At 38.6% G+C, this 25,726-nt stretch carries 26 protein-coding genes; 24 read left to right on the top strand and 2 right to left on the bottom strand.

What is annotated here, in order from left to right:
- Positions 1-74: 74 nt before the first annotated feature.
- The 3 genes from rsgA to DVJ99_RS05930 are packed head-to-tail and all read left to right on the top strand — an operon-like array spanning position 75 to position 2,277.
- Entirely contained in the window at positions 75-950 is an 876-nt protein-coding gene (gene rsgA / locus DVJ99_RS05940) for a ribosome small subunit-dependent GTPase A (protein WP_114603528.1), read from the top strand.
- Positions 950-1,612, top strand: a complete 663-nt coding sequence (gene rpe / locus DVJ99_RS05935) for a ribulose-phosphate 3-epimerase (protein ID WP_114603527.1) — start codon at positions 950-952, stop codon at positions 1,610-1,612. The genes rsgA and rpe overlap by 1 nt, the downstream gene beginning before the upstream one ends.
- A 29-nt stretch (positions 1,613-1,641) precedes the next feature.
- Positions 1,642-2,277: a thiamine diphosphokinase gene (locus DVJ99_RS05930; protein ID WP_114603526.1), complete on the top strand. Its 636-nt coding sequence runs from the start codon at positions 1,642-1,644 to the stop codon at positions 2,275-2,277.
- Between the two features lie 142 nt (positions 2,278-2,419).
- Here the strand turns inward: DVJ99_RS05930 and rpmB are convergent, their stop codons facing one another.
- Positions 2,420-2,608 (bottom strand): 50S ribosomal protein L28, encoded by a 189-nt coding sequence (gene rpmB / locus DVJ99_RS05925; RefSeq protein WP_000517908.1) that lies wholly within the window; start codon positions 2,606-2,608, stop codon positions 2,420-2,422.
- A gap of 349 nt (positions 2,609-2,957) precedes the next feature.
- Between rpmB and DVJ99_RS05920 the strand changes: the two genes are divergently transcribed.
- From DVJ99_RS05920 to DVJ99_RS05820, 21 genes are all read left to right on the top strand, one after another.
- On the top strand, positions 2,958-3,332 hold the full coding sequence (locus tag DVJ99_RS05920; protein WP_105993009.1) for an Asp23/Gls24 family envelope stress response protein: 375 nt from the start codon (positions 2,958-2,960) through the stop codon (positions 3,330-3,332).
- 12 nt (positions 3,333-3,344) lie between these two features.
- Positions 3,345-4,991, top strand: a complete 1,647-nt coding sequence (gene fakA, locus DVJ99_RS05915; RefSeq protein ID WP_114603525.1) for a fatty acid kinase catalytic subunit FakA — start codon at positions 3,345-3,347, stop codon at positions 4,989-4,991.
- Between the two features lie 245 nt (positions 4,992-5,236).
- Positions 5,237-5,899, top strand: a complete 663-nt coding sequence (sdaAB, locus tag DVJ99_RS05910) for an L-serine ammonia-lyase, iron-sulfur-dependent subunit beta (RefSeq protein ID WP_114603524.1) — start codon at positions 5,237-5,239, stop codon at positions 5,897-5,899.
- A gap of 19 nt (positions 5,900-5,918) precedes the next feature.
- Positions 5,919-6,788 carry an L-serine ammonia-lyase, iron-sulfur-dependent, subunit alpha gene (sdaAA, locus tag DVJ99_RS05905; protein WP_105993006.1) on the top strand — a complete coding sequence of 290 codons (870 nt, stop codon included), beginning with the start codon at positions 5,919-5,921 and terminating at the stop codon, positions 6,786-6,788.
- Positions 6,789-6,790: 2 nt separating this feature from the next.
- Positions 6,791-8,845 carry an ATP-dependent DNA helicase RecG gene (gene recG / locus DVJ99_RS05900; protein WP_114603523.1) on the top strand — a complete coding sequence of 685 codons (2,055 nt, stop codon included), beginning with the start codon at positions 6,791-6,793 and terminating at the stop codon, positions 8,843-8,845.
- A 215-nt stretch (positions 8,846-9,060) separates the two neighbouring features.
- Entirely contained in the window at positions 9,061-9,618 is a 558-nt protein-coding gene (fapR, locus tag DVJ99_RS05895) for a transcription factor FapR (RefSeq protein WP_105993004.1), read from the top strand.
- 7 nt (positions 9,619-9,625) lie between these two features.
- A complete protein-coding gene (plsX, locus tag DVJ99_RS05890; protein ID WP_114603522.1) occupies positions 9,626-10,612 on the top strand; it encodes a phosphate acyltransferase PlsX in 987 nt (328 codons plus the stop codon).
- Positions 10,605-11,531: an ACP S-malonyltransferase gene (gene fabD, locus DVJ99_RS05885; RefSeq protein WP_114603521.1), complete on the top strand. Its 927-nt coding sequence runs from the start codon at positions 10,605-10,607 to the stop codon at positions 11,529-11,531. The genes plsX and fabD overlap by 8 nt, the downstream gene beginning before the upstream one ends.
- Positions 11,524-12,261, top strand: coding sequence for a 3-oxoacyl-[acyl-carrier-protein] reductase (gene fabG / locus DVJ99_RS05880; RefSeq protein ID WP_114603520.1), 738 nt, complete (start codon positions 11,524-11,526; stop codon positions 12,259-12,261). The genes fabD and fabG overlap by 8 nt, the downstream gene beginning before the upstream one ends.
- Positions 12,262-12,385: 124 nt before the next feature.
- Positions 12,386-12,619, top strand: coding sequence for an acyl carrier protein (locus DVJ99_RS05875; RefSeq protein ID WP_002480667.1), 234 nt, complete (start codon positions 12,386-12,388; stop codon positions 12,617-12,619).
- A gap of 135 nt (positions 12,620-12,754) precedes the next feature.
- Positions 12,755-13,486 carry a ribonuclease III gene (gene rnc, locus DVJ99_RS05870; RefSeq protein ID WP_114603519.1) on the top strand — a complete coding sequence of 244 codons (732 nt, stop codon included), beginning with the start codon at positions 12,755-12,757 and terminating at the stop codon, positions 13,484-13,486.
- 40 nt (positions 13,487-13,526) lie between these two features.
- Positions 13,527-17,096, top strand: coding sequence for a chromosome segregation protein SMC (smc, locus tag DVJ99_RS05865; protein WP_114603518.1), 3,570 nt, complete (start codon positions 13,527-13,529; stop codon positions 17,094-17,096).
- On the top strand, positions 17,093-18,337 hold the full coding sequence (ftsY, locus tag DVJ99_RS05860) for a signal recognition particle-docking protein FtsY (protein ID WP_114603517.1): 1,245 nt from the start codon (positions 17,093-17,095) through the stop codon (positions 18,335-18,337). The genes smc and ftsY overlap by 4 nt, the downstream gene beginning before the upstream one ends.
- The gene (locus DVJ99_RS05855) at positions 18,324-18,656 is read left to right on the top strand and encodes a putative DNA-binding protein (RefSeq protein WP_105992997.1); all 333 of its coding nucleotides are present in this window, start codon (positions 18,324-18,326) and stop codon (positions 18,654-18,656) included. Before ftsY ends, DVJ99_RS05855 begins: the two co-directional genes overlap by 14 nt.
- A 13-nt stretch (positions 18,657-18,669) precedes the next feature.
- Positions 18,670-20,037, top strand: coding sequence for a signal recognition particle protein (gene ffh / locus DVJ99_RS05850; protein ID WP_114603516.1), 1,368 nt, complete (start codon positions 18,670-18,672; stop codon positions 20,035-20,037).
- A gap of 162 nt (positions 20,038-20,199) precedes the next feature.
- Complete coding sequence (gene rpsP, locus DVJ99_RS05845; RefSeq protein ID WP_114603515.1) at positions 20,200-20,478, top strand: 30S ribosomal protein S16; 279 nt, start codon at positions 20,200-20,202, stop codon at positions 20,476-20,478.
- Between the two features lie 115 nt (positions 20,479-20,593).
- Positions 20,594-21,097: a ribosome maturation factor RimM gene (gene rimM, locus DVJ99_RS05840; RefSeq protein WP_105992994.1), complete on the top strand. Its 504-nt coding sequence runs from the start codon at positions 20,594-20,596 to the stop codon at positions 21,095-21,097.
- Positions 21,094-21,831 carry a tRNA (guanosine(37)-N1)-methyltransferase TrmD gene (gene trmD, locus DVJ99_RS05835; protein ID WP_105992993.1) on the top strand — a complete coding sequence of 246 codons (738 nt, stop codon included), beginning with the start codon at positions 21,094-21,096 and terminating at the stop codon, positions 21,829-21,831. Before rimM ends, trmD begins: the two co-directional genes overlap by 4 nt.
- Positions 21,832-21,935: 104 nt before the next feature.
- Positions 21,936-22,286: a 50S ribosomal protein L19 gene (rplS, locus tag DVJ99_RS05830; protein WP_114603514.1), complete on the top strand. Its 351-nt coding sequence runs from the start codon at positions 21,936-21,938 to the stop codon at positions 22,284-22,286.
- A 227-nt stretch (positions 22,287-22,513) separates the two neighbouring features.
- Complete coding sequence (locus DVJ99_RS05825) at positions 22,514-22,834, top strand: YxeA family protein (RefSeq protein WP_114603513.1); 321 nt, start codon at positions 22,514-22,516, stop codon at positions 22,832-22,834.
- A gap of 191 nt (positions 22,835-23,025) precedes the next feature.
- A complete protein-coding gene (locus DVJ99_RS05820; protein ID WP_114603512.1) occupies positions 23,026-23,865 on the top strand; it encodes a metallophosphoesterase family protein in 840 nt (279 codons plus the stop codon).
- 98 nt (positions 23,866-23,963) lie between these two features.
- Here the strand turns inward: DVJ99_RS05820 and DVJ99_RS05815 are convergent, their stop codons facing one another.
- Positions 23,964-25,601, bottom strand: coding sequence for a hypothetical protein (locus DVJ99_RS05815; protein WP_114603511.1), 1,638 nt, complete (start codon positions 25,599-25,601; stop codon positions 23,964-23,966).
- Positions 25,602-25,726 lie beyond the last annotated feature (125 nt).

Genomic DNA, 25,726 nt, shown 5'->3' with positions numbered 1-25,726 from the left:
AACCGTTCGTGTAATAGTGAAACGTTTGGTATAATGTATTAGTGAAAATGAACGCAAATAAGAGAGGTGTCTCGGTGAGGACAGGACGTATTATCAAGTCGATCAGCGGTGTGTACCGTGTGGATTCAGACGGTGAAATGTTTGATACAAAACCCCGCGGTTTATTCCGCAAAAAGAAATTTTCTCCTATTGTCGGAGATATCGTAGATTTTGAAATTGAAAATGTGACAGAAGGCTATATCCATCATGTTCATGAAAGAAAAAATGAGCTGAAGCGGCCGCCAGTCAGCAATATCGATCATCTGATTATTGTGATGAGTGCAGTACAGCCTGATTTTTCAACGCAATTGGTAGATCGTTTCTTAGTCATTGCGCATTCCTACGGGTTGAATCCGCGTATTGTAGTAACGAAAAAAGATATGGCTGATGAGGAGCAAATCGAACGTATTGAACAAGCATTAGCAGTGTATCAAGACATCGGTTATGCGACGCAATTTGTCGGCAAAGAGGATTCAATCGAAGCGGTATTTGACGCATGGGGCGAAGGTCTTGCGGTGCTGAGCGGACAATCTGGTGTCGGCAAATCCACACTGCTCAATGCGTATCGTCCTGACTTGAAGCTTGAGACGAACCAAATTTCAAAGTCTTTAAACCGCGGCAAACATACGACGCGTCACGTAGAATTGTTTGAACGCGCCAACGGCTTTGTGGCAGATACGCCTGGGTTCAGTGCACTTGATTTTGATCATATCCATAAAGATGAGGTCAAAGATTACTTTTTAGAGATTCAAGCATACGGACAAGGTTGCAAGTTCAGAAATTGCAATCATATGAAAGAACCGAAGTGTAATGTGAAAGAACAAGTAGAAGCGGGCAATATAGCGCAATTTCGTTATCAGCATTATGTACAATTATTTGAAGAAATTGCATCACGAAAGGAAAGATATTAATGGTTAAAGTATTTCCATCCCTATTATCAGCAGATTTTTTAAATCTGCACAATGAGTTGAAAGCGTTAGAAGCAGCAGGTGTCGATGGTGTGCACTTTGATGTCATGGATGGTCAATTTGTGCCGAATATTTCAATCGGGCTTCCAATTTTAGAAGCTGTCAATGCAGGTACTGATTTACCGATTGATGTGCATTTAATGATTGAAAATCCAGAAGCGTATATCGCAGAGTTTGCGAATAAAGGGGCAGATATGATTTCAGTCCACTTTGAAGCAACACCGCATATCCATCGTGCGATTCAATTGATTCATGCACACGGCGCTAAAGCAGGCGTAGTGATTAATCCAGGTACTTCCGCAGCGGCAATTGAACCGATTTTGCATGATGTCGACTATGTTTTAGTGATGACAGTCAATCCTGGATTCGGCGGCCAAGCTTTCATTTCAAACAGTGTTGAAAAAGTAGCCGCATTACAAGCGTATAAAGAAAAATTCGATTTAGATTTCGATATTGAAGTCGACGGCGGTATCAATGCGATTACCGGCCAAAAATGTGTCGAAGCAGGTGCAACCATGCTTGTGACAGGTTCATATTTCTTTAAACAAGCCGACTATCAATCAGTGGCAGAAGCATTAAAAGGTGCAGACGCACCTTCTAAGTAAAGGCAGGCAAGCGAAAGCAGGGGGAGCTTATGAAAATCAATCTATTATGCGGCGATCGCCATTTGCCGCATCATCTTTTACAACGAAAAGCAGACGAAGAATGGGGCGGTATCGACAGAGGTGCACTCATTCTGGTAGAACATGATATTCAACCGATATTTTCATTAGGTGACTTTGATTCTGTCACAGAAGAAGAACGGATAGATTTGAAAAATCAATTAGATATCCATCCGGTAAAAGCTGAAAAAGCAGATACGGATTTAGGCTTAGGTGTCAGAGAAGCCGTAGAATGCGGCTTTAATGAAATTAACATTTACGGTGCGACCGGCGGCAGACTGGATCACTTTTTAGGTGCTGTCCAATTACTGCAAGAACCTGATTACTTGGATGCAGGTGTAGTCGTGCGTCTGATTGATAAGCAAAATGAGATTGTTTATCTAGGTAAAGGGACGCATGAAATGGCGTATGATGCTGATTTCAAATATACCTCATTTGTGCCGCAAAGAGATCATACTGTGATTTCATTAAATGGTTTCAAGTATCCGTTAGATCATCAAACTTTGTATCAAGGGTCTACATTAACGATTTCAAATGAGATTGAAGCTGAGAAAGCAGAAGTCATTGTAGAAGCGGGCGGTGTGCTTTGTGTACGCAGCCATGATTAACAGGTAAACATGAAATATAAGTGTTTAAACAAAATAAAAGGATTGGCGCATTAAAAATGCAAGCCAATCCTTTTTGTTAAAAAAAGACAAAAGAAAAACGACCCGCCACATACGAGTCGTTTGTTCATGTGCTTTATATTTATTAAACTCTAGTAACTTTACCAGATTTTAAAGCACGTGCAGAAACCCAAACTTTTTTAGGTTTTCCGTCTACTAGGATTCTAACTTTTTGAAGGTTAGCATTCCATCTACGTTTAGTAGAGTTTAAAGCGTGTGAACGACGATTACCAGTCGAAGCTTTACGACCTGTTACGAAACATTGTTTACCCATGAAAGTACCTCCTTTAATAAATATAAACACACGGACTTATGATATACTTTCCTAATTTAGCACAGATTTCACAAATTGGCAACCAAAATTTGTTGCAGTGCAAGAATTTTTTAAGTTATTCTAAATAAAGAACAAAATTGTGTTATAATTTGTAAATGTCTATGTATGCGTTTTACTTTAAAAGCAATTATGTGGACTTCATCACCCACTCAATTGAATTAAAGGGATGTGCCAGAGTTATCCGGCATTGAAAAAAAGGCATTATTACGCTATTCATTATATAATAGTAAGTAATAGATACAAGCCTTTTAAATGTGCTTGTTAGACCTATCTTAAGGAGGAACTCATAATGACATTAGAAATTACCAATGAATACGGCAATATTGACGTTTCAAACGAAGTGATCGCATCAGTAGTAGGCGGAAAGGCCGTAGAATGTTATGGTATTGTCGGAATGGCATCCAAACAACAAGTAAGAGATGGGATTGCGGAAATTTTAGGTCATGAAAATTATGCACGCGGTATCGTGGTGCGTTCGCATGATAAAGCAATCGACATTGATATGTATATTATTGTAAGTTACGGAATCAAAATTTCAGAAGTTGCGAATAATGTGCAATCTACTGTTAAATATACTTTGGAAAAAACATTAAATCTAAAAGTGAATTCAATCAATATTTATGTACAGGGTGTACGTATGAATAATTACGGCAAGAAACATTAGGAGGACGACATGATGATCAGCAAAATAGATGGTAAATTATTTGCCGATATGGTAATCCAAGGGGCACAAAATTTATCTAATAATGCAGAGGTAATCAATGCATTAAATGTTTATCCTGTTCCAGACGGCGATACAGGTACGAACATGAATCTGACAATGACTTCAGGGAGAGAAGAAGTCGAACATAATGCATCTCATCACATTGGCGCTTTAGGGAAGACTTTCTCAAAAGGCTTGCTTATGGGTGCACGCGGGAATTCAGGTGTAATTCTTTCGCAAATCTTCAGAGGCTTCTGCCAAAACATGGAAGATTATGAAACAGTGGATGCGAAAGCATTCGCAGAAAGCTTTGAAGCAGGTATCGATACAGCTTATAAAGCAGTGATGAAACCAGTAGAAGGAACAATCTTAACTGTAGCCAAAGAAGCGGCTAAAGCTGGTGTAGAGAAAGCAAAACAAACAGAAGATTGTACAGAAGTATTAGAAGCTATTATCGAACAAGGCGGTATTGCTTTAGATAATACACCGAACCAATTACCGGTATTAAAAGAAGTCGGCGTCGTAGACAGCGGCGGTAAAGGTTTATTATGTGTGTATGAAGGTTTCTTAAAAGGTCTAAAAGGTGAAAAAGTAGAAGCTGCTGCACCTAAACTGGATACAGAAACTTTCGTTAACGATGACCATGATTTCTCAGGTATTATCAATACTGAAGATATTGTATATGGTTACTGTACTGAAATGATGGTACGCTTCGATAAAAACAAACGTCCATTCGACGAACAAGAATTCCGTCAAGATATGACGAAGTTCGGCGACTCATTACTAGTAATTAATGATGATGAGATTGTAAAAGTCCATGTTCACTCTGAACATCCAGGCGAAGTCTTTAATTATGGCCAAGAATACGGCGAATTAATTAAAGTCAAAGCTGAAAACATGCGTGAACAACACCGTAAGGTGGTCAATAAAGAGAAGAAAGCAGAAAATAATAACGCTGAACAAGTAGAAACAGCAATTATTGCGATTTCTATGGGCGAAGGTATTTCTGAAATCTTCAAATCTATGGGCGCAACATCTATTATCAATGGCGGTCAAACAATGAACCCTTCAACAGAAGATATTGTGAAAGTCATTGAACAATCAGGTGCGAAAAAAGCAATTATTTTACCGAACAATAAAAACATTCAAATGGCAAGCGACCAAGCAGCTGAAATTGTTGAAGCGGATACAGTCGTGATTCCGACAAAATCTATTCCGCAAGGTATCGCAGCATTATTCCATTATTTACCAGACGCAGCATTAGAAGATAATCAAGCTACAATGACTGAAGCTTTAAATGATGTTGTTTCAGGTGCGATTACGAATGCGGTGCGTAATACTACAATTGACGGTATTGCGATTAAAGAAGGCGAATTTATGGGCCTTAAAGAAGGTAAAATCGTTGCGAGCGAAACAACTCAATTAGAAGCAGCTAAAGCTCTATTAGCAAATATGATTGATGATGATTCTGAAATTGTCACTGTATTAACAGGAGAAGAAGCAGAATCAGAAACAACAGAAGCTTTAACAGAGTGGTTAGAAGAAGAATATCCTGATGTTGAAGTAGATGAACAAGTCGGAGATCAACCGATTTATCCGTATTTATTCTCAGTTGAATAAGATTGAAAATCACATAGCAGAGATGTAATGAATTCACTTAGGTTCAAAGGACAGCCTAAGTGAATTTTTCTGTGTGAAGTCAGAACAATACAAAATATATAAGCTTTAAATGCAGTATTAGAATGTATTCAACTCGATTTTGCGAGAAGGAAATGAAAAATAGTACTATTTTGTCAGATAAATTGTTATAATATTTGAAATAGTTGTAATAATCAAATAACACGATGGAGTAAGGGGGAGTTTCAATGAAGTTTAAAAGTGTCTTTGATATTATCGGGCCGACTATGGTAGGACCGTCATCATCACATACAGCGGGGGCTGTAAGAATCGGGTTAGTCGCACGCGACTTATTCGGCGATTTTCCGGAACGTGTCGATATTTATTTATACGGTTCGTTTATGGAAACCTATCGCGGACATGGTACGGATGTTGCTTTAGTGGGCGGATTGTTAGGTTATGATACCGATGATGATCGTATTAAAACCAGTTTAGCAACAGCAGCGGCTGAAGGAATGAAGGTCAACTTTATCGAGATACATGAAGATAAACCGCATCCGAATACGACAGTGCTGAGTATGACTAAAGGTGATAAAACCATTTCTGTAGAAGGGGTTTCTATCGGCGGCGGTAAAATTGAAATTGTCGCCGTCAATGGATTCCCAATCAGTATTTCAGGCAATTATCCTACATTATTAGTCTTTCACCGCGATACATTCGGCACCATCGGACGTGTGACGAATATATTAGGCGATGCGAGTATCAATGTAGGGTCCATGCAAGTCGCGCGTAAAGAAAAAGGGGATTCTGCGTTAATGACGTGCGAATTAGATGAAGAACCAGATGAAGCAATTCTTAATAAAATCAGAGCGGTGGACGGCGTGACAGCTGTTTCATTGATGGAGGATTAAAATGGAAGGGGGCATACACATGTTTAAGACTGTTGAAGAATTAGTAGAGAGATGTGAAACAGAAGGCAAAGCCATTCATGAAATTATGCTGGAACAAGAAATGTCAGTAACCGGGGTATCGGCTGATGAAGTATATGAAGGTATGGGCCATCATTTTAAAACGATGGAAAATGCGTTGGATGAAGGTTTGAATGGTGTGACTTCGACCACTGGATTAACAGGAGGCGACGCTGTTTTAATTAAAAAGTATTTAGAAAGCGGACAAGCCCTTTCCGGACCAATCTTATTAGATGCGGTCAGCAAAGCAGTTGCGACGAATGAAGTGAATGCGGCGATGGGGAAAATCTGTGCAACGCCGACAGCCGGCTCTGCAGGTGTTGTTCCTGGGGTGTTATTTGCGATTAAACACCGCTTCAACCCTTCTCATAAAGACATGCTGAACTTTTTATTAACAGCCGGTGCTTTCGGCTTTGTCGTAGCAAATAATGCTTCAATTTCAGGTGCTGCAGGCGGTTGCCAAGCAGAAGTCGGTTCTGCCGCAGCGATGGCTGCAGCTGCAACTGTGGAAATGGCCGGGGGCACGCCGCAGCAATCAGCTGAAGCTTTTGCAATTTGTATGAAAAATATGCTAGGTTTAGTATGTGACCCGGTAGCGGGATTGGTTGAAGTGCCTTGTGTGAAACGTAATGCAGCAGGGGCTTCGAATGCAATTGTGTCAGCGGATATGGCACTTGCAGGCGTTTCATCGCGTATTCCTACAGACGAAGTGATTTTGGCAATGTATCGTATCGGGCAGACGATGCCTTCAGCACTGCGTGAAACAGGACGCGGCGGACTCGCTGGAACACCAACCGGCCAACGCTTAAAACAACAAATATTTGGTGATTAAACATGACTAAAGTAAACCTCATTGATCAACCCTATTCGCTGGATCAAATCAAAGGACTTGGTCCGAAGCGAATCGGTGTATTAAATGAACTGAATATATATGACGTAGAAGATTTAGTACTTTATTTGCCTGTACGCTATGAAGATAACAGCGTGGTAGATTTAAATGAAGCAGAAGATCAATCAACCGTGACAGTGGTCGGCGAAGTGTATACTACGCCCACTGTCGCTTTTTTTGGAAGAAACCGTTCAAAAGTGACACTGCACTTAATGGTAAATAATATTGCGGTGAAAGCGGTCTTCTTCAATCAGCCTTATTTAAAAAAGAAAGTTAATCTGCACGACCATGTGACTATTAAAGGCAAATGGAACCGCGGCAAACAAGAAATCAATGGTATGCGAATGTATACCACAGAACAGCCGGATATGAGCCAAGATCAAGAACAGCTTGAACCGGTCTACCGCATCAAAGAAGGCATCAAACAAAAAACTTTGAGAGATATTATCCGCAAAGTATTAGATGACATAGAAATCAAAGAATGGCTGTCAGATGAATTGCGCGAAAAATATAAATTAGAATCACTCGCTTCAACAATACGAGCGCTGCATTATGCGGATAATAAAAAAGCATTATTAAAAGCACGCAGAACATATGCCTTCACAGAGTTATTCTTATTCGAGCTGCGTATGCAGTGGCTGAATCGCCTTGAAAAAGCAAGCGATGATGCGATTGAAATCGATTATGATTTAAACAAAGTCAAAGGATTTATCGATGATTTGCCGTTTGAATTAACAGACGCGCAAAAAACAGCGGTGAATGAAATCTTCAGAGATTTAAAAGCACCGATACGAATGCATCGCTTGCTGCAAGGGGATGTAGGTTCAGGTAAAACTGTAGTCGCAGCACTTTGTATGTATGCGTTAAAAACAGCCGGCTACCAATCTGCGCTCATGGTACCGACTGAAATCTTAGCAGAACAGCATGCGGAAAGTTTAACTGAGCTGTTCGGTGATCGCATGAATGTTGCTTTGCTTACAGGATCGGTCAAAGGCAAGAAACGCAGATTATTATTAGAGCAATTAGAAAATGGTACAATTGATTGCTTAATCGGAACACATGCTTTGATTCAAGATGATGTGTCGTTTAAAAATGTTGGATTAGTGATTACGGATGAACAGCACCGTTTTGGTGTAAATCAGCGTCAAGCCTTAAGAGAAAAAGGTGCGATGACGAATGTATTGTTTATGACTGCGACACCGATTCCTAGAACGTTAGCCATTTCTGTATTCGGAGAAATGGATGTATCTTCTATCAAACAATTGCCGAAAGGACGAAAACCAATTAAGACCATGTGGGCAAAACATGAAGCGTATGAATCTGTCTTGAATCAAATGACAGCTGAACTGAATAAAGGCAGACAAGCTTATGTTATCAGTCCGCTGATTGAAAGCTCAGAACATCTCGAAGATGTACAAAATGTGATTGAGTTATATGAATCGCTGGAGCAGCATTATGGTGTCGGCCGTGTCGGATTATTGCATGGTAAAATGCATGCGGATGATAAAGATGATGTCATGCAGCGGTTTAATCGACATGAAATCGATATTTTAGTTTCGACGACTGTAGTGGAAGTGGGGGTAAACGTCCCTAATGCGACGTTTATGATAATTTATGATGCTGATCGCTTCGGACTTTCTACGCTCCACCAATTACGCGGCCGTGTCGGACGAAGCGAACATCAAAGTTATTGTGTCTTGATTGCATCGCCGAAAACCGAAACTGGGATTGAGCGTATGAATATCATGACGCAAACTACAGATGGTTTCGAACTGAGCGAACGTGATTTGGAAATGCGCGGACCAGGTGATTTCTTTGGTGTGAAACAAAGCGGATTGCCGGACTTTTTAGTGGCGAATATCGTTGAAGATTATCGCATGTTAGAAGTAGCAAGAGATGAAGCAGCTGAATTGATTCAATCTGGTGCCTTCTTTACAGAGCAGTATGATATTCTGCGCAACTTCGTAGAACAAAATCTGTTACACACAAGTTTTGATTAAATCTAACAGAATAAGATGCAAGGCGATGGATGAATGGCATACAAAATCATTAGCCGATGTAATTCATAGCGCCTGACAATACATGACACATCAGATTAATTTCGATAAACTGTAATTAATTAATCTGTTGTGTTTTTTGTTGAGCTGTTTTAAGAGAAAATGATATGATATGTAAGGAAGTCTTAAGACTTGGTACTAAATTAGGGGGTAAAGCAATGAAGTTGAAAAAACAAGAGCGCCGTGATGCAATCAAACAACGTCTGCAAGAGAACCCCTTTATGACTGATAATGAGTTGAGCGATTTATTTTCTGTCAGTATCCAAACGATAAGACTGGATAGAACTTACTTGAAAATACCGGAATTGCGCAAACGAATTAAGTCTGTAGCAGAACATAACTACAAACATATTCGTGCAATTGAAGGTAATGAAATTATCGGTGACTTGATTCGGGTAGAACCAAATGTCACTGCTGAATCTTTGATTTATATTACGGAAGATTCGGTCTTTACGCGTAATGATATTGCGCGCGGACATATATTGTTTGCACAAGCCAATTCATTATGTGTAGCATTGATTCAAAAGAATATGGTGCTGACAAGAGAAAGCCAAGTCAACTTTTTAAAACAAGTGAAATTGCATGATACCGTACATGCTTTTGCGCAAGTGGTTGATTTCGGTTCAAAATATATTACGGTTGCAGTATCGTCATATGTTAAAGATAAATGCGTATTCAGAGGTACATTCAAAATGTATTATTATAATGAGGAGTGATCACGAGATGGTGACATTAGCCATTGATATGATGGGTGGAGATGACGCGCCTGGTATCGTTTTAGAAGCGGTAGAAAAAGCGTTGAACGACTTCCCAGATTTACATATTATTTTATTCGGAGATGAAGCACAGTGCACAATCAAGCATGAGCGCTTGGAATTCCGTCATACTACTGAAGAAATTGAAATGGAAGATGAGCCGGTACGTGCCATTAAACGAAAGAAAGACAGCTCTATGGTCAGAGCGGCACAAGCGGTAAAAGACGGGGAAGCGTCAGGATGTGTTTCTGCAGGCAATACAGGCGCGCTGATGTCTGCTGGACTCTTCATTGTGGGCCGTATTAAAGGTGTAGCACGACCTGCATTAGTGGTGACACTTCCGACTGTTTCCGGCAAAGGCTTTGTATTTTTAGATGTCGGTGCCAATGCGGATGCGAAACCAGAACATTTATTGCAATATGCGCAATTAGGCAATATTTACGCTGAAAAAATCAGAGGTATCGGTGCACCGAAAGTAGCATTGTTAAACATCGGAACGGAACCTAAAAAAGGCAATAACTTAACGAAAGAAGCTTATAATTTGATGAAAGCAGATCCTTCTTTCTATTTCTCAGGCAATGTTGAAGCGAAAACATTGATGGAAGATGCCGCAGATGTCGTAGTTACTGATGGCTTTACAGGCAATATGGTCTTAAAGAACTTAGAAGGTACTGCGAAATCTATCGGTAAAATGCTGAAATCTGCATTATTAGCCAACTTCAAGAACAAACTTGCAGCTTTAGTATTGAAAAAAGATTTAGATAAAATGACGAAGAAAATGGACTATGCTGAATACGGCGGTTCAGTACTGCTTGGTTTAGACGGTATTGTCGTTAAAGCACACGGCAGCTCGAATGCAAGAGCATTTTATTCTGCAATTCGCCAAGCGAAAATCGCAGGAGAAAATCATATTGTCGATATTATGAGAGAAACGGTAGGTGGACAAAATGGGTAAAACAGCGATTATCTTTCCAGGTCAAGGTGCGCAAAAAGTCGGTATGGCTCAAGACTTGTACCAACAAGATACAAATGCAACAAAAACATTAGACGCTGCACAAGAAGCAGCAGGCTTTGATTTATTAGAAACTATGTTCACAGATGAAGAGGGCAAACTCGGTGAAACTGAAAATACACAACCTGCATTATTAACACACAGTATTGCATTATATAATGCTTTGAATGATTTAGGTGCAGATTATACAATGGGACATAGCCTCGGCGAATATTCAAGCTTAGTTGCGGCTAAAGTACTTTCTTTTGAAGATGCGGTAAAAATCGTACGCAAAAGAGGGGAATTAATGGCACAAGCTTTCCCAAGCGGTGTCGGCAGCATGGCTGCAGTACTTGGTTTGGATTATGATGAAGTTGCGAAAATCTGCGAAGATTTATCTGAAGAAGGTTCTATTGTTGAACCGGCAAATATCAATTCGCCAGGTCAAGTCGTTGTGTCTGGTCATAAAACAGCTATCGACAGAATTGTTGAACAAGGTAAATCCTTAGGTGCAAAACGTGTGATGCCTTTAAAAGTTTCAGGACCTTTCCACTCTTCAATGATGCAAGTGATTGAGAAAGATTTTGAAGACTATATCAATCAATTTGAATGGCATGATGCAAAAATCCCTGTCGTGCAAAACTATCATGCACAAGCAGAAACAGACGCAGAAGTAATTAAACAAAACATGGTGAAACAATTGTATTCTCCAGTGCAGTTTATTAAATCTACAGAGTATTTAATTGAACAAGGTGTCGATCACTTTATTGAAATCGGACCAGGCAAAGTACTATCTGGTTTAATCAAGAAAATCAACAGAGATGTTAAATTAACTTCGATTCAAACACTCGAAGATGTCAAAGGATGGAATGAACATGAGTAAAAGTGCATTAGTAACAGGAGCTTCTAGAGGAATTGGGCGCAGTATTGCGCTGCAATTAGCAGAAGACGGTTATAATGTTGCGGTGAACTACGCCGGCAACAAAGAAAAAGCAGAAGCAGTCGTAGAAGAAATCAAAGCTAAAGGTGTGGAAGCTTTCGCAATTCAAGCGAATGTCGCAAACCCTGATGAAGTTAAATACATGATTCAAGAAGTCGTAAAACAATTCGGTTCAGTGGATGTACTGGTTAATAACGCAGGTATTACACGCGACAACTTATTAATGCGTATGAAAGAACAAGAATGGGATGACGTAATTGATACGAACCTTAAAGGTACATTCAACTGCATCCAAAAAGTATCGCGTCAAATGATGAAACAAAGAAGCGGTGCAATCATCAACTTATCTAGTGTAGTAGGTGCTGTCGGCAACCCGGGTCAAACAAACTATGTTGCGACAAAAGCAGGTGTTATCGGATTAACAAAATCTGTAGCCCGCGAACTTGCTTCACGAAATATTACAGTGAATGCTGTAGCACCTGGATTTATTGTTTCTGATATGACAGATGCTTTAAGCGATGACATTAAAGAACAAATGAAAGGTCAAATTCCATTAGGCCGCTTTGGTCAAGATACAGATATTGCGAACACAGTATCTTTCTTAGCATCTGACAAAGCAAAATACATTACCGGCCAAACAATCCATGTCAATGGCGGTATGTTTATGGAATAATTGCCGTTAAATCATGAGAAGTAGTGGGATTACACTATTTTATGGAGCTATCCCACTTGTATTCTTAATGATATAATGGGAAAATAATAGAGTCATATAGGCTTGTTAAAGGAGGTGAATCGACGTGGAAAACTTCGATAAAGTTAAAGATATCATCGTTGACCGTTTAGGTGTTGATGCTGACAAAGTAACTGAAGATGCATCTTTCAAAGATGATTTAGGCGCTGACTCACTTGATATCGCGGAATTAGTTATGGAATTAGAAGACGAATTTGGTACTGAAATTCCAGATGAAGAAGCTGAAAAAATCAATACAGTTGGTGACGCAGTTAATTTCATCAACAACCTTGAAAAATAATGAACAATACTATCTGAGTCGTCTCTTTGACCGACTCAGATTTTTCTTTTGTTTTGCTTGAAATTCACGTAAAATGGGACACATAAGCAATTTAACGACATCGTTCGTTTTGAAATAATCAAAGGAGGTCTTTTTTTGGCCAAACATAAGAAAGATGCATTGTTGCAAGCTTTTAACGAGAAGTTTGCGAATAAAATGCATGCACTGCAACTCTCATATGATAATTTACCTCTCTATCAGCAAGCATTTTCACATTCAAGTTTTATTAATGATTTCAATATGGATCGTCTGGCGCATAATGAGCGTCTGGAGTTTCTTGGAGATGCGGTATTAGAATTGACGGTTTCACGCTATTTATTTGATAAGTATCCACAACTGCCTGAAGGCAATCTTACAAAAATGCGCGCGACCATCGTTTGTGAACCCTCACTTGTAATATTTGCGAATAAAATCGAATTAAACGAACTTATCCTGCTGGGCAAAGGCGAAGAGAAAACCGGCGGCCGTACAAGACCGTCATTGGTATCAGATGCATTTGAAGCTTTTGTAGGTGCCTTGTATTTAGACCAAGGTTTAGATGCAGTTTGGCATTTTGCACAAGTTGTTATCTTCCCGTATGTAGAAGATAATGCATTGATGGGTGTTATTGACTTTAAAACACAATTCCAAGAGTATATCCATCGTCTGAACAAAGGCAGCGTGACGTACCGCTTGATACATGAAGAAGGTCCTGCACACCACCGTCTATTTACTTCTGAAGTGCTGTTAGAAGGCGAAGCCATTGCGGAGGGACAAGGCAGAACGAAGAAAGAATCAGAACAAAAAGCCGCTGAAAAGGCTTATACAGAGATGAAACAGAAACAATGAACAAGCTGCTGATTGCAGCGACAGGGAGAACGAGTGAAGTATGGTTTATTTAAAATCAATTAATGCATTTGGATTCAAATCGTTTGCAGAACAAACTGAAGTCCACTTTGATCAAGGTGTGACGGCGATTGTTGGTCCAAACGGTAGTGGCAAAAGTAATATCACCGATGCGATTAAATGGGTCTTAGGTGAACAATCAGCTAAGTCTCTGCGCGGTTCTAAAATGGAAGATATTATTTTTTCCGGTGCCGAACATCGTAAAGCTCAAAATTATGCAGAAGTACGATTAAAACTAGATAATCACGCCCATCAGCTGAATGTCGAACAAGATGAAATCATCGTGACACGCAGATTGTATCGCAGCGGTGAAAGTGCATATTATTTAAATAATGACCGTGCACGCTTAAAAGATATTATCGATCTTTTCCTGGATTCAGGTTTAGGAAAAGAGGCTTTCAGTATTATCTCGCAAGGCCGTGTAGATGAAATATTAAATGCGAAACCTGTCGATCGACGTCAAATTATTGAAGAATCAGCAGGGGTCTTGAAATATAAAAAGCGTAAAGCAGCTTCGGTTCAAAAACTGGACCAAACAGAAGAAAACTTAAATCGTGTGGAGGATATTCTGTATGATTTAGAAGGGCGTGTTGAACCTTTAAGAGAAGAAGCAGCCATTGCTAAAGAATATCAGCATTTGTCTCAAGAAATGAAGAAAAGCGATGTGCTGGTAACTGTTCATGATATTAATGATTACAACGAAGCGATTCATAAAGCAGATGAACGCTTGAATGTATTAAAGAGTCAGCAAGCACAAAAAGAAGCGGATAAAAACAGTTATTCACGTACTTTATCTAAATATAAAGCTGAATTAAATCAAAAGAATGATGAAATTGAACGCTTGAACTATGATTTAGTTCAAACGACAGAAGCAGCTGAAAAACTATCAGGTCAGCTGAATGTTTTGGAAGAACGTAAACGCAACCAATCTCAAACTAACGCACGTTACGAAGAAGAACAAGAAGCGTTAAAAGCACAAGAAATCCAGCTGATTGAAGAAAAAGCACAAGCTGAAGAAGAAAAACAAGCACTTCAAGAAAAACAAAAAGCATTGTCAGCTGAGATTAAAAAGCTTGAAGATCAGTTGTATGTGGCTGACGGTGATCATGAAGAAGAGTTAGAAGCGATTAAAAATGATTACTATGACTTAATGTCAGCACAATCAGAAGTGAATAATGATATTCGTTTCTTACAACGTACGATTGAAGAAAACGAAGCGAAGCAAGATCGGTTAGACAGCCGCTTATTAGAAGCATTCAATCAATTAAAAGCTATTCAATCAGAAATCAATACGTTATCTAAACAACACCAAGAGAAGCAGCAAGCATTCGAAGAGTTGGAACAGCAGTTGAAAACGTGCGAAGCAGTATTAACGAAGAGCAAAAATCAACAAAATGCAGATGAGGAAAAACTGTATCAAGCCTATCGCTATACAGATAAACTGAAAGCGAAAATAGAGAGTTTGAATAGTCGGGAAGAAGACTATACGTATTTCTTTAACGGTGTCAAACACGTCTTAAAAGCAAAAGACAGCCAATTATCTGGCATTCATGGTGCAGTGGCAGAAATTATCGAAGTACCGTCAGAATTGACGACTGCGATTGAGACGGCATTAGGTGCTTCAATGCAGCATATTATCGTTGATAATGAAAAAGACGGCAGACAAGCGATTGCGTATTTAAAACAAAATCGTTTAGGACGTGCAACGTTCTTGCCGTTGAATGTCATTCAGCCGAGACGTTTAAGTTCAGATATTATGCATACTGCACAACAAGCAGCCGGCTTTATGGGCATTGCGGCTGATTTGATTCAAGTTGATCAGCAATATAACAATATTATCTATAATTTACTCGGCAATACGATTATTGTAGATGATTTGAAGCATGCTAATGACCTTGCACAAGCCATTCGCTATCGTACACGTATCGTGACGTTAGAAGGAGATATCGTCAATCCAGGCGGTTCTATGACAGGCGGCGGGCAGCGTCAAACAAAGAGTATATTGACACAGCGCGATGAACTGACACAATTACGAGCGCAATTAAAAGACTATGAGCAGCAAACCGCACAATTCGAACAAGAAGTTCAAAAAACGAAAGCACATGCTAATGAATTGAGCGAAAATTACCTGCATATCAGCAAAAGCTATAATACAGCAAAACAAGAAATGCACGATTTATCGCTGGAACTCGATCGTTTGCGTAAAAGCGAAGCACATCTTAAAAATGAACATGAAGAGTTTGAATTTGAGAAAAATGACGGATATCAAAGTGCGACCAGCCGCGAGACACTAGAAACCAAAGAACAAGAAAAACAAGAAATCGCAAAAAAACTGCAAGCTTTAGAACAGCAAATCGAAAATCTAACGCAATTGTCTAAAGAAGGAAAAGCCAACTCGGCACAATTACAGCAGCAATTGCATCAAAAGCAATCGGATTTGGCAGTAATCAAAGAACGCAGCAAAACACAACGCCAAGCATTAGAACGTCTTGCTAATCAAATCACACAAAATCAGCAGCAGCAAGAAAAATTAGAAGAAGACATAGCATTGTTCAATTCGGATGAAGTGACAGGACAGAAAGCTTTCGAAACGATTCAAAAAGATATCAAAGCTAAGCAAGAAGAAAAAGAAGCTTTAAGCGAAAAGTTGAGTACTTTGAAAACAGAACGTCAAGAAATCAATGCATCGATTGATGACTTCGACAGCAAGCTTCAAGAAGCACATCGTGATATCTTATCTATAGAAAACAGCTATCAAGATATTAAAGCAGAACAATCGAAGCTTGATGTGTTAATCTCACATTGTATCGATCATTTAACTGATGATTATCATTTAACATTCGAAGCAGCGAAAGACATGTATGAACAAGATGAGCCGATTGATGCATTGCGTCAAAAGGTGAAATTGACGAAAATGTCGATTGAAGAACTGGGTCCTGTGAATTTGAACGCGATTCAGCAGTTCGAAGAAGTGAATGAACGTTTCACATTCTTAGATGAACAGCGTACAGATTTAAGAGAAGCCAAAGCGACATTAGAACAAATTATTCTGGAAATGGACCAAGCGGTTATGGAGCGCTTTAAAACAACGTTCCATGCGGTACAAGGTTATTTCTCAGAAGTATTCAAATCATTATTCGGCGGCGGTTATGCGGAATTGAAATTAACAGATGATGATTATTTGACTGCCGGTGTGGATATTATTGTACAACCGCCAGGCAAGAAGCTGCAGCACCTTTCATTACTCAGCGGGGGAGAACGTGCTTTAAGTGCCATTGCATTGCTCTTTGCATTATTAAAAGTACGTTCAGCTCCATTTGTTATACTAGATGAGGTAGAGGCCGCACTAGATGAAGCCAATGTGATTCGTTATGCGAATTATTTAAGACAGTTATCTGAGAAAACACAATTTATTGTGATTACTCACCGCAAAGGCACAATGGAAGCAGCAGATCGTTTATATGGGATTACGATGCAAGAATCTGGTGTATCTAAACTTGTAAGTGTGAATTTAAATACAATTGACGAAGTGTTGAAGGAGGAACAAGAATGAGCTTTTTTAAACGACTAAAAGACAAGTTCGCAGGCAAACCCTCAGAAGAAGAAAAAGACTTAGAAGAACTGCAAGACATAGAGCAATCCGAAGATGACAAGAAAGAGGATGAAACCGTTTCTTCTGAGAAAACCGAGCAGCGCTCTACATTGCCTGAAGCACAGCCGAAAGAAGAAACAAAAGATGACTTTGATTTCGATGACGGCTTGATTTCGATTGAAGAATTTGAAGAAATCGAATCTCAAAAATTGGGTGCGAAGTTCAGACAAGGTCTGGAAAAATCACGTGAAAACTTCCAAGAACAGCTGAATAACTTGATTGCACGTTACCGTACTGTAGATGAAGACTTCTTCGAAGCTTTAGAAGAAATGTTAATCACAGCCGATGTCGGTTTCAATACGGTAATGGAACTGGTAGATGAATTGCGTACAGAAGCACAGCGCCGCAACATCAAAGAAACTGCAGACTTAAAAGAAGTTATCGTAGAAAAAATCGTTGAAATCTATCAGCAAGATGATGACCACTCAGAGCTTATGAACATTGAAGACGGCCGTTTAAACGTTATCTTAATGGTAGGTGTGAATGGTGTCGGCAAAACGACAACAATCGGTAAATTAGCGCATCGTTATAAAGCAGAAGGCAAGAAAGTAATGTTAGCAGCAGGCGACACATTCAGAGCCGGTGCGATTAATCAATTGAAAGTATGGGGCGAACGCGTAGATGTGGATGTTATCAGCCAAAGCGAAGGTTCAGATCCGGCAGCTGTAATGTATGATGCGATTAATGCGGCCAAACATAAAGGTGTCGACATTTTAATCTGCGATACTGCAGGACGTCTGCAAAACAAAGCCAACTTAATGAATGAGTTGGAGAAAATGAAACGTGTTATCGGGCGTGCAGTACCGGATGCGCCGCATGAAGTATTATTATGCTTAGATGCGACAACAGGACAAAACGCATTGTCTCAAGCACGCAACTTTAAAGATGTCACAAACGTGACAGGTATTGTGTTGACAAAACTTGACGGTACAGCCAAAGGCGGTATTGTCTTAGCAATCCGTAATGAATTGCATATACCGGTAAAATACGTTGGTTTAGGCGAACAGTTGGATGATTTACAACCGTTCGACCCAGAAAGTTACGTTTACGGCTTGTTTGCGGGTATGATTGAAGAAACAGTCGAAGAGCATGCGGATGATCATGAGACAAATGATGGTGAGACACCTGATGAGCAAAAATGATTTAGTTAAGACTCTGCGCATGAATTATTTGTTTGATTTTTATCAATCCCTGCTTACTAAGAAACAACGTAATTATTTGGAACTATTTTATCTTGAAGATTATTCATTGAGCGAAATCGCGGATACTTTTGATGTGAGTCGCCAAGCAGTGTATGATAACATAAGAAGAACTGGTGATTTAGTAGAAGACTATGAAGCGAAATTAGAGCTTTATACAAAGTTTGAACAACGTCGTGAAATTTATAATCAAATGAAAGCATCTATTGAAGATCCGGATGCCTTGAAACAATATATTGAGAAACTAGAAGAATTAGAATAAGGAGGTCACTTGGATGGCATTTGAAGGATTATCCGATCGCTTGCAGGCGACCATGCAGAAAATGCGAGGAAAAGGGAAAGTGACTGAAGCGGATATTAAAGCGATGATGCGTGAAGTACGTCTTGCATTGCTTGAAGCCGATGTTAACTTTAAAGTCGTTAAATCATTTATTAAAACTGTCTCTGAACGTGCATTAGGTTCGGATGTCATGCAATCATTAACACCTGGACAACAGGTTATTAAAATTGTACAAGACGAATTGACGCAATTAATGGGTGGAGAAAATTCGACAATCAACATGGCGAATAAACCGCCGACAGTTGTAATGATGGTAGGTTTGCAAGGTGCAGGTAAAACAACAACTGCAGGTAAACTTGCTTTGTTAATGCGCAAGAAATACAATAAGAAACCATTACTTGTAGCGGCCGATATCTATCGTCCGGCTGCGATTGACCAATTAGAAACTGTAGGGAAGCAATTAGATATCCCTGTATACAGCGAAGGCGATCAAGTTAAGCCACAACAAATCGTTGAAAACGCATTAAAACATGCAAAAGAAGAACATTTAGACTTCGTTATCATTGATACAGCAGGTCGTCTGCATATCGATGAAACATTGATGAATGAATTGGCAGAAGTCAAAGAAATTTCTAAGCCGAACGAAATCATGCTGGTTGTAGATGCGATGACAGGTCAAGATGCGGTCAACGTTGCACAATCATTCGATGATCAATTAGAAGTAACAGGGGTTACGTTAACAAAACTTGATGGTGATACACGCGGTGGTGCAGCACTTTCAATTCGTTCTGTTACACAAAAACCTATTAAATTTGTCGGTATGAGCGAGAAATTAGACGGCTTGGAACTCTTCCATCCAGAACGTATGGCATCACGTATTTTAGGTATGGGCGATGTGCTGAGCTTAATTGAAAAAGCGCAGCAAGATGTCGATGAGTCAAAAGCAAAAGACTTAGAAAAGAAAATGCGTACAGCTTCATTTACGCTGGATGATTTCTTAGAACAGCTTGATCAAGTTAAAAACCTTGGTCCGTTAGATGAAATCATGAAAATGATTCCAGGTATGAACAAAATGAAAGGTATGGATAAACTGAATATGAGCGAAAAACAAATCGATCATATTAAAGCAATTATCCAATCTATGACTTTAGCAGAACGCGAAAGACCTGAAATTTTAAACGTATCTCGCAAGAAACGTATCGCAAAAGGTTCAGGCCGTTCACTTCAAGAAGTCAATCGTTTGATGAAACAATTCAATGACATGAAGAAAATGATGAAACAATTTACTGGCGGAGGCAAAGGCAAAAAAGGCAAACGCAGTCAAATTGAAAATATGATGAAAGGCATGAATTTGCCGTTCTAATATGTAAAATCAGTGTTGTGTCTATCCGCACAGCACTTTTTTTACGCAGAATTTATAAAAAAATAAAAATGGTAAAGAGAAACCTCTTTACAAAGTTTCTGATACCTGTTATTATTATTTCTTGTAGAAAAGAAAACAAAGACTCAAAGGAGAGAATTATACATGGCAGTTAAAATCCGCTTAACACGTTTAGGCTCAAAAAGAAATCCATTCTACCGTATCGTAGCAGCTGATGCTCGTGCGCCACGTGATGGTCGTATTATCGAACAAATCGGAACTTATGATCCGGTAACTAAAGACAAAGCTCAAACAGTTAAAATCGACGAAGAGTTAGCACTTAAATGGTTAACTAACGGTGCGAAACCAACTGACACAGTTCACAATATCTTATCTAAAGAAGGTATTTTGAAAAAATTCGAAGAACAACGTCATTCTAAGTAAGTTAAGCAATAAGTTGCTTTAATCACATAACCCTGAGACAATACAGTTGTCTTAGGGTTATTATTAAGTAGAAATGTTTTTTTACACAAGACCACATATTGGAGGCCCAGTGCATATGAAAGTAGAAGTCGGCAAAATTGTAAATACACATGGTATTAAAGGCGAAGTTAGAGTCAAATCTAATTCAGATTTTACAGAAACACGTTTTCAACCTGGCGAAGTTTTAACAGTCAATCATAAAGGTGACACACTTGAGTTAACTGTGGCATCTTACCGCAAACATAAAGACTTCCATATGCTTACATTTGAAGGTATTAACAATATCAATGACATTGAGCATTTAAAAGGTGATATCTTAACACAAGAACGAGATCACGAAGCCATTGAATTAGATGAACATGAGTATTACTATTCCGATATTATCGGCTGCACTGTCTTTGATGGTGATACACCGATTGGTCGCGTGAAAGAAATCTTTGAAACCGGCGCTAATGATGTATGGGTAGTTCAAGGCGATAAAGAATACTTGATTCCCTATATTGCAGATGTAGTACAAGATGTAGATGTATCTGGACGCCGTATTCAAATTACGCCATTGGAAGGAATGTTAGACGAGTGAAAATTGATTATTTAACGCTGTTTCCAGAAATGTTTGATGGCGTACTGAATCATTCTATTTTAAAGCGTGCACAAGATAAGTCGATTATATCAGTGAATACAGTCAACTTCAGAGATTATGCGGTAAATAAGCATAACCAAGTTGATGACTATCCGTTCGGCGGCGGTCAAGGGATGGTATTGAAACCAGAACCTGTATTTAATGCGATGAAGGACCTTGAGACAACAGAACAGACACGTGTAATTTTAATGTGTCCGCAAGGCAAACCTTTCTCACAAGCAGTCGCGCAAGAATTAAGCCAAGCAGAACATTTAGTATTTATCTGCGGTCATTATGAAGGCTATGATGAACGTATCAGAGAGCATTTAGTCACAGACGAAATCTCCATCGGAGATTATGTATTAACCGGCGGGGAATTGCCTGCGATGAGCATGACAGATGCGATTGTACGATTAATTCCAGGCGTACTTGGAAATGAGCAGTCTCACCAAGACGACTCTTTCTCAGACGGCTTATTAGAGTTTCCGCAATATACACGTCCAAGAGAATTCGAAGGAATGACAGTCCCTGATGTATTATTATCAGGCAATCACGCTAAAATCGACGCTTGGAGACACGAGCAAAAGCTGATCAGAACATTTGTCAAAAGACCCGATTTACTAACAAAGTATCCATTATCATCAGAAGATGAAAAAATACTTGAAAACTACAAAAACCAATTGAAAACAAAATAGCAGTGTGCTAATATTATTTAAGTGTGCTAAGCACGAAAAATCACTATGGTCCGCTGCTATTTTGTTGTCGAGGCAAGAACATAGTTTGAAGGAGAGAATAAATAATGAGTAATCACAAATTAATCGAAGCAGTTACTAAATCACAATTACGCACAGACTTACCTAACTTCCGTGCCGGAGACACAGTACGTGTACACGTACGTATCGTCGAAGGTACTCGCGAACGTATCCAAGTCTTCGAAGGTGTAGTAATCAAACGCCGCGGTGGCGGAGTTTCAGAAACTTTCACAGTTCGTAAAATTTCTTCAGGTGTTGGTGTTGAACGTACATTCCCTGTACACACTCCAAAAATTGAAAAAATCGAAGTAACTCGTCGCGGTAAAGTTAGACGTGCTAAACTTTACTACTTACGTAACTTACGTGGTAAAGCTGCTAGAATTAAAGAAATTAGCTAATTTTAGACAGATAGACATACGAGTAAACCAGGCTGTTCCTAATGAGGGACAGTCTTTTTTTATTCTTTTAGAAAGATGATGATATATAAAGATTAGTAAATAAAAATGATATATAGTAAAATGAATGGAAGCAGTGTTCAGAGTGGTACAATTATTTATCTGAATATTCTGTTTATACAACTTTGTACATCAGAGTTCAATACACCCAGAAGGAGTTGGAAAGTCGAATGAAGAAGGTAATAATATTAAGTTTAAGTGTGTTAATTATCATCGGTATATTTGCGGTGACTACGGTCAGAAATCAATTCACAGATCGGTTTAATCCTTTCTTGCGCATGGAATATTCATATGCACAAGTTGACAAAGGCACGCAAAGGTATGAGAATATCCAAGCTTATTCAAAATGCGGTGAATTTGTACCTTATAAATTAGATTTCTTAGGGTTTGATCCGAATAAGCAATATGTGGTGATTGTTCATAAAGGAAAATATGTTAAAGAAATGCATTATGTTAAGTCTTTACCGTATCAAGTAGACCAGCCTTATTAAAACTGACAATGAAAAAATAAGCCGAAATGTTTCATCTCTCTGCTTTTTTGTCATGCATTCATAATTAGTGTTCTTTTTTTCTATACATTTCGTTCAATATGTGCCACAATACAAGTGCTTTAATATAATTTAAAAAGAAATTGGAACATCTGTTTACGATGCGACAAACCATCAACTAGGAGTGAACAACTATGAAAATCATGCAACTAACAGATTTACATATCGGCAGTCAGCCATTTAAGGAAGAAGATGTGAAAACATTCAAGCTGATTGAAAAAATGGTAAAAGAACAAACGCCTGATGTGATTGTTATTACAGGAGATTTGATTTGGAGTAAAGAAGAAGGTGCACTTGAAACATTTAAAGCTGTGATTGACTTCTTCGATAGTTTAAAAGTACCATTTGCGGTGACTTTAGGTAATCATGAAAGTGAATCAAATTATAACAGAATGCGTTTATGGGAAATCATCGATAAATCAGTAATGCATGTAAAACGTGAAGGCGGTGCAGTTTATAATGACTGTTACTCTTATTTCTATACTTTAGACAATGGTATCAGAATTTATATGCTTGATGCTGGCGACTATGCAAGAGCACCGTTTGACGGTTATGCTTTTGTGACTTATGAACAACAAAAATGGTTGATTAATCGTGCTAAAAACAGAACAATGCCAGACCAATTATTTATGCATATGCCATTACCTGAATATGCGGATGCGGCGAAACAAGGCTATGTCGGCAACCTTTACGAAGATGTATGCCCACCGCGCGTAAACAGCGGACTATGGTACCAACTTTATTACAATACAACTATCAACGGCGTATATTGCGGCCACGATCACAATAATGACTTTACATCTAACTATTACGGTATTCAATTAAATTACGGCAGAGTAACAGGTTATAATGCCTACGGTAAATTAAAACGAGGTGCGAGAATCATTGAATGGAATGATAAACTCAACCGTAATACTTACATTATCGAAGCAGAAGAAGATCAAGATGATGTGAAAGAAGAAGCAGAAGCATAAAATCTGATTGAGTAATAGTATACTTGTTAAACAATAGTTTTAAATAAATAAACACGTTCTCTCCTTTTCAACTAGGATGAGAACGTGTTTGTTTTTAGTTAGATAAATTCATCGAGGTCAATGATATTAGTAGGGTTTGAAGCGGTGCCGTTTTGTTTTTGCAAGGCTTGATAGGCTTTTCTAGTATAACCTCTAAGTGACCAAAGGTTCAGTGTGTTATACATAACGGTAATGTGTTTGATAATAGTTTTAGCAGGGATGCCTTTAAAGAGTCCGTCTAATTTCCATTGGTTGACGCAATCTTCAATGTCTTCTTCTCTCGGCAGCATTTTGATTTGAGGCAGAAGGAAATCTTCGATAACCGCAACTTCTATATATGTGCAACAATCTGTAATCATGTCTTCTGTCACATTTACGTTCATCATTAAGAAATCATAACTCTTTAAGAAATCAGCCTCTTCAAAGTAATTATAACTATTCGCAACGTTATCTAATTCCTCAAGGGATTCAGGGATATAGTATGGAATATCGACATATATCATATCTAATTCCGGAATGACTTCTTGTATTGTGGCATTGGCTAAATAGCCTTGTTCTAATGAATATTCGCACTTGAAATAAACTTTAGAAATCAGAGCTTTGATTGACGTTGTTGTTTCATCAGCTTCAAAGAAGCGGTTATATAAAGTTGTGACTAAGGATAAAGGCAAGAAACCATAAACACTGATCAGGTTAATGAAAAAGCTTGATTTTTCTTCATTGTACATTCTATCGAGTATTTCAGCGTATACATAATCTTTAGTTAAAACATTTAATAATGTTTCTGTTTCAATGTCAGTCAAACGATTTTGGCACAGATCTGATATCCATTGCTTTTCTTTCTGAGGTTCCAGTTCTTTGCCGGTGAAATCTTTAAGTGTGTGAATGAGGACGGCCATCGGATCTATGTTATTTGTTTTGAAAAAATGTTTTAATTGTTCAAATAATTCAATAGGCAAGTACAAAATATCATATTCAGGATTACTGAAAAGGAAAAACAACGCACGATTCTTTCCAGGTACTTCTGCACCTGTATAACTGTTTCTATCTTCAAACACCATCAATGAAAAGAGAACGCGAATCGGAGGAATATTTTTGATAAGCTTTTCGATCAAATCAAAATCATTGAGTATTTTTTGAGAGAGTACTGCACATTTTTCTTCATGTGTGAGACTTTCATAATCATTAATCTGCGTTATCTTGCATAAATGTTCGAGTGTTTTCGCATCTATATTTTCTGCTATACAATCTTTAAATCTTTTAGTTTCATAACTTCTGCAATGTTTTTCTGTTTCTGTTAATCGATGGATGGTTTTTTCGGCAAAACTGTTCAATTCAGGTAAGGTTTCGAATTGATTATTAAGATAATGCTGATTATAGAAATTTATTAGTTCGGGTGAGATGAAATAGCGGTTTTTGCCGAAGGGCATTAAAAATTTGGATGGTTTTAAATGTACCAGCTTATCATATTGTGCGCGTGTCAGTGTGTATATCGAATGTTGATTTTTTAAAGCAGAATGAAGGATTTCTTTTTCTGCTAAATACAACATATCTATAAAACGCTGCATCAGAGCTTCGTAGGTACAAGTGCTTTCTTTGAATGAAGGTGCTGAATCGTTGGATACATCAGTTGTTAGTTGCTGCAGTAATTCTAATAGGTGTTGCTTGCTTTCTTCTTTATAATTTTCATCTTTCACAGTGTTGTACCAAACCTTTCTGAATTTTATTGTTTTTTCTGAAATTTCATGAGAATAGTATAAAAGTCAGGATAGTGTTTGCATAGACTGTTAAAGCACTCAGTAAAATAAATGCAAGCGACTAG

This window comes from Staphylococcus sp. EZ-P03, assembly GCF_003344575.1.
GTDB lineage: Bacteria > Bacillota > Bacilli > Staphylococcales > Staphylococcaceae > Staphylococcus > Staphylococcus simulans_B.
Note: the sequence above shows the minus strand (reverse complement) of the source record. Positions and strands in the feature narration are given on the sequence as shown.

Bases quoted from the DNA above. Each gene is read 5' to 3' on its own strand.
- smc (WP_114603518.1), top strand. From the start codon at position 13,527: ATGGTTTATTTAAAATCAATTAATGCATTTGGATTCAAATCGTTTGCA.
- rpmB (WP_000517908.1), bottom strand. From the start codon at position 2,608: ATGGGTAAACAATGTTTCGTAACAGGTCGTAAAGCTTCGACTGGTAAT.
- DVJ99_RS05825 (WP_114603513.1), top strand. From the start codon at position 22,514: ATGAAGAAGGTAATAATATTAAGTTTAAGTGTGTTAATTATCATCGGT.
- rpsP (WP_114603515.1), top strand. From the start codon at position 20,200: ATGGCAGTTAAAATCCGCTTAACACGTTTAGGCTCAAAAAGAAATCCA.
- DVJ99_RS05920 (WP_105993009.1), top strand. From the start codon at position 2,958: ATGACATTAGAAATTACCAATGAATACGGCAATATTGACGTTTCAAAC.
- rimM (WP_105992994.1), top strand. From the start codon at position 20,594: ATGAAAGTAGAAGTCGGCAAAATTGTAAATACACATGGTATTAAAGGC.
- rplS (WP_114603514.1), top strand. From the start codon at position 21,936: ATGAGTAATCACAAATTAATCGAAGCAGTTACTAAATCACAATTACGC.
- plsX (WP_114603522.1), top strand. From the start codon at position 9,626: ATGGTGACATTAGCCATTGATATGATGGGTGGAGATGACGCGCCTGGT.
- DVJ99_RS05820 (WP_114603512.1), top strand. From the start codon at position 23,026: ATGAAAATCATGCAACTAACAGATTTACATATCGGCAGTCAGCCATTT.
- ffh (WP_114603516.1), top strand. From the start codon at position 18,670: ATGGCATTTGAAGGATTATCCGATCGCTTGCAGGCGACCATGCAGAAA.
- fapR (WP_105993004.1), top strand. From the start codon at position 9,061: ATGAAGTTGAAAAAACAAGAGCGCCGTGATGCAATCAAACAACGTCTG.
- DVJ99_RS05855 (WP_105992997.1), top strand. From the start codon at position 18,324: ATGAGCAAAAATGATTTAGTTAAGACTCTGCGCATGAATTATTTGTTT.
- fakA (WP_114603525.1), top strand. From the start codon at position 3,345: ATGATCAGCAAAATAGATGGTAAATTATTTGCCGATATGGTAATCCAA.
- recG (WP_114603523.1), top strand. From the start codon at position 6,791: ATGACTAAAGTAAACCTCATTGATCAACCCTATTCGCTGGATCAAATC.
- fabD (WP_114603521.1), top strand. From the start codon at position 10,605: ATGGGTAAAACAGCGATTATCTTTCCAGGTCAAGGTGCGCAAAAAGTC.
- ftsY (WP_114603517.1), top strand. From the start codon at position 17,093: ATGAGCTTTTTTAAACGACTAAAAGACAAGTTCGCAGGCAAACCCTCA.
- rpe (WP_114603527.1), top strand. From the start codon at position 950: ATGGTTAAAGTATTTCCATCCCTATTATCAGCAGATTTTTTAAATCTG.
- fabG (WP_114603520.1), top strand. From the start codon at position 11,524: ATGAGTAAAAGTGCATTAGTAACAGGAGCTTCTAGAGGAATTGGGCGC.
- sdaAA (WP_105993006.1), top strand. From the start codon at position 5,919: ATGTTTAAGACTGTTGAAGAATTAGTAGAGAGATGTGAAACAGAAGGC.
- sdaAB (WP_114603524.1), top strand. From the start codon at position 5,237: ATGAAGTTTAAAAGTGTCTTTGATATTATCGGGCCGACTATGGTAGGA.
- DVJ99_RS05930 (WP_114603526.1), top strand. From the start codon at position 1,642: ATGAAAATCAATCTATTATGCGGCGATCGCCATTTGCCGCATCATCTT.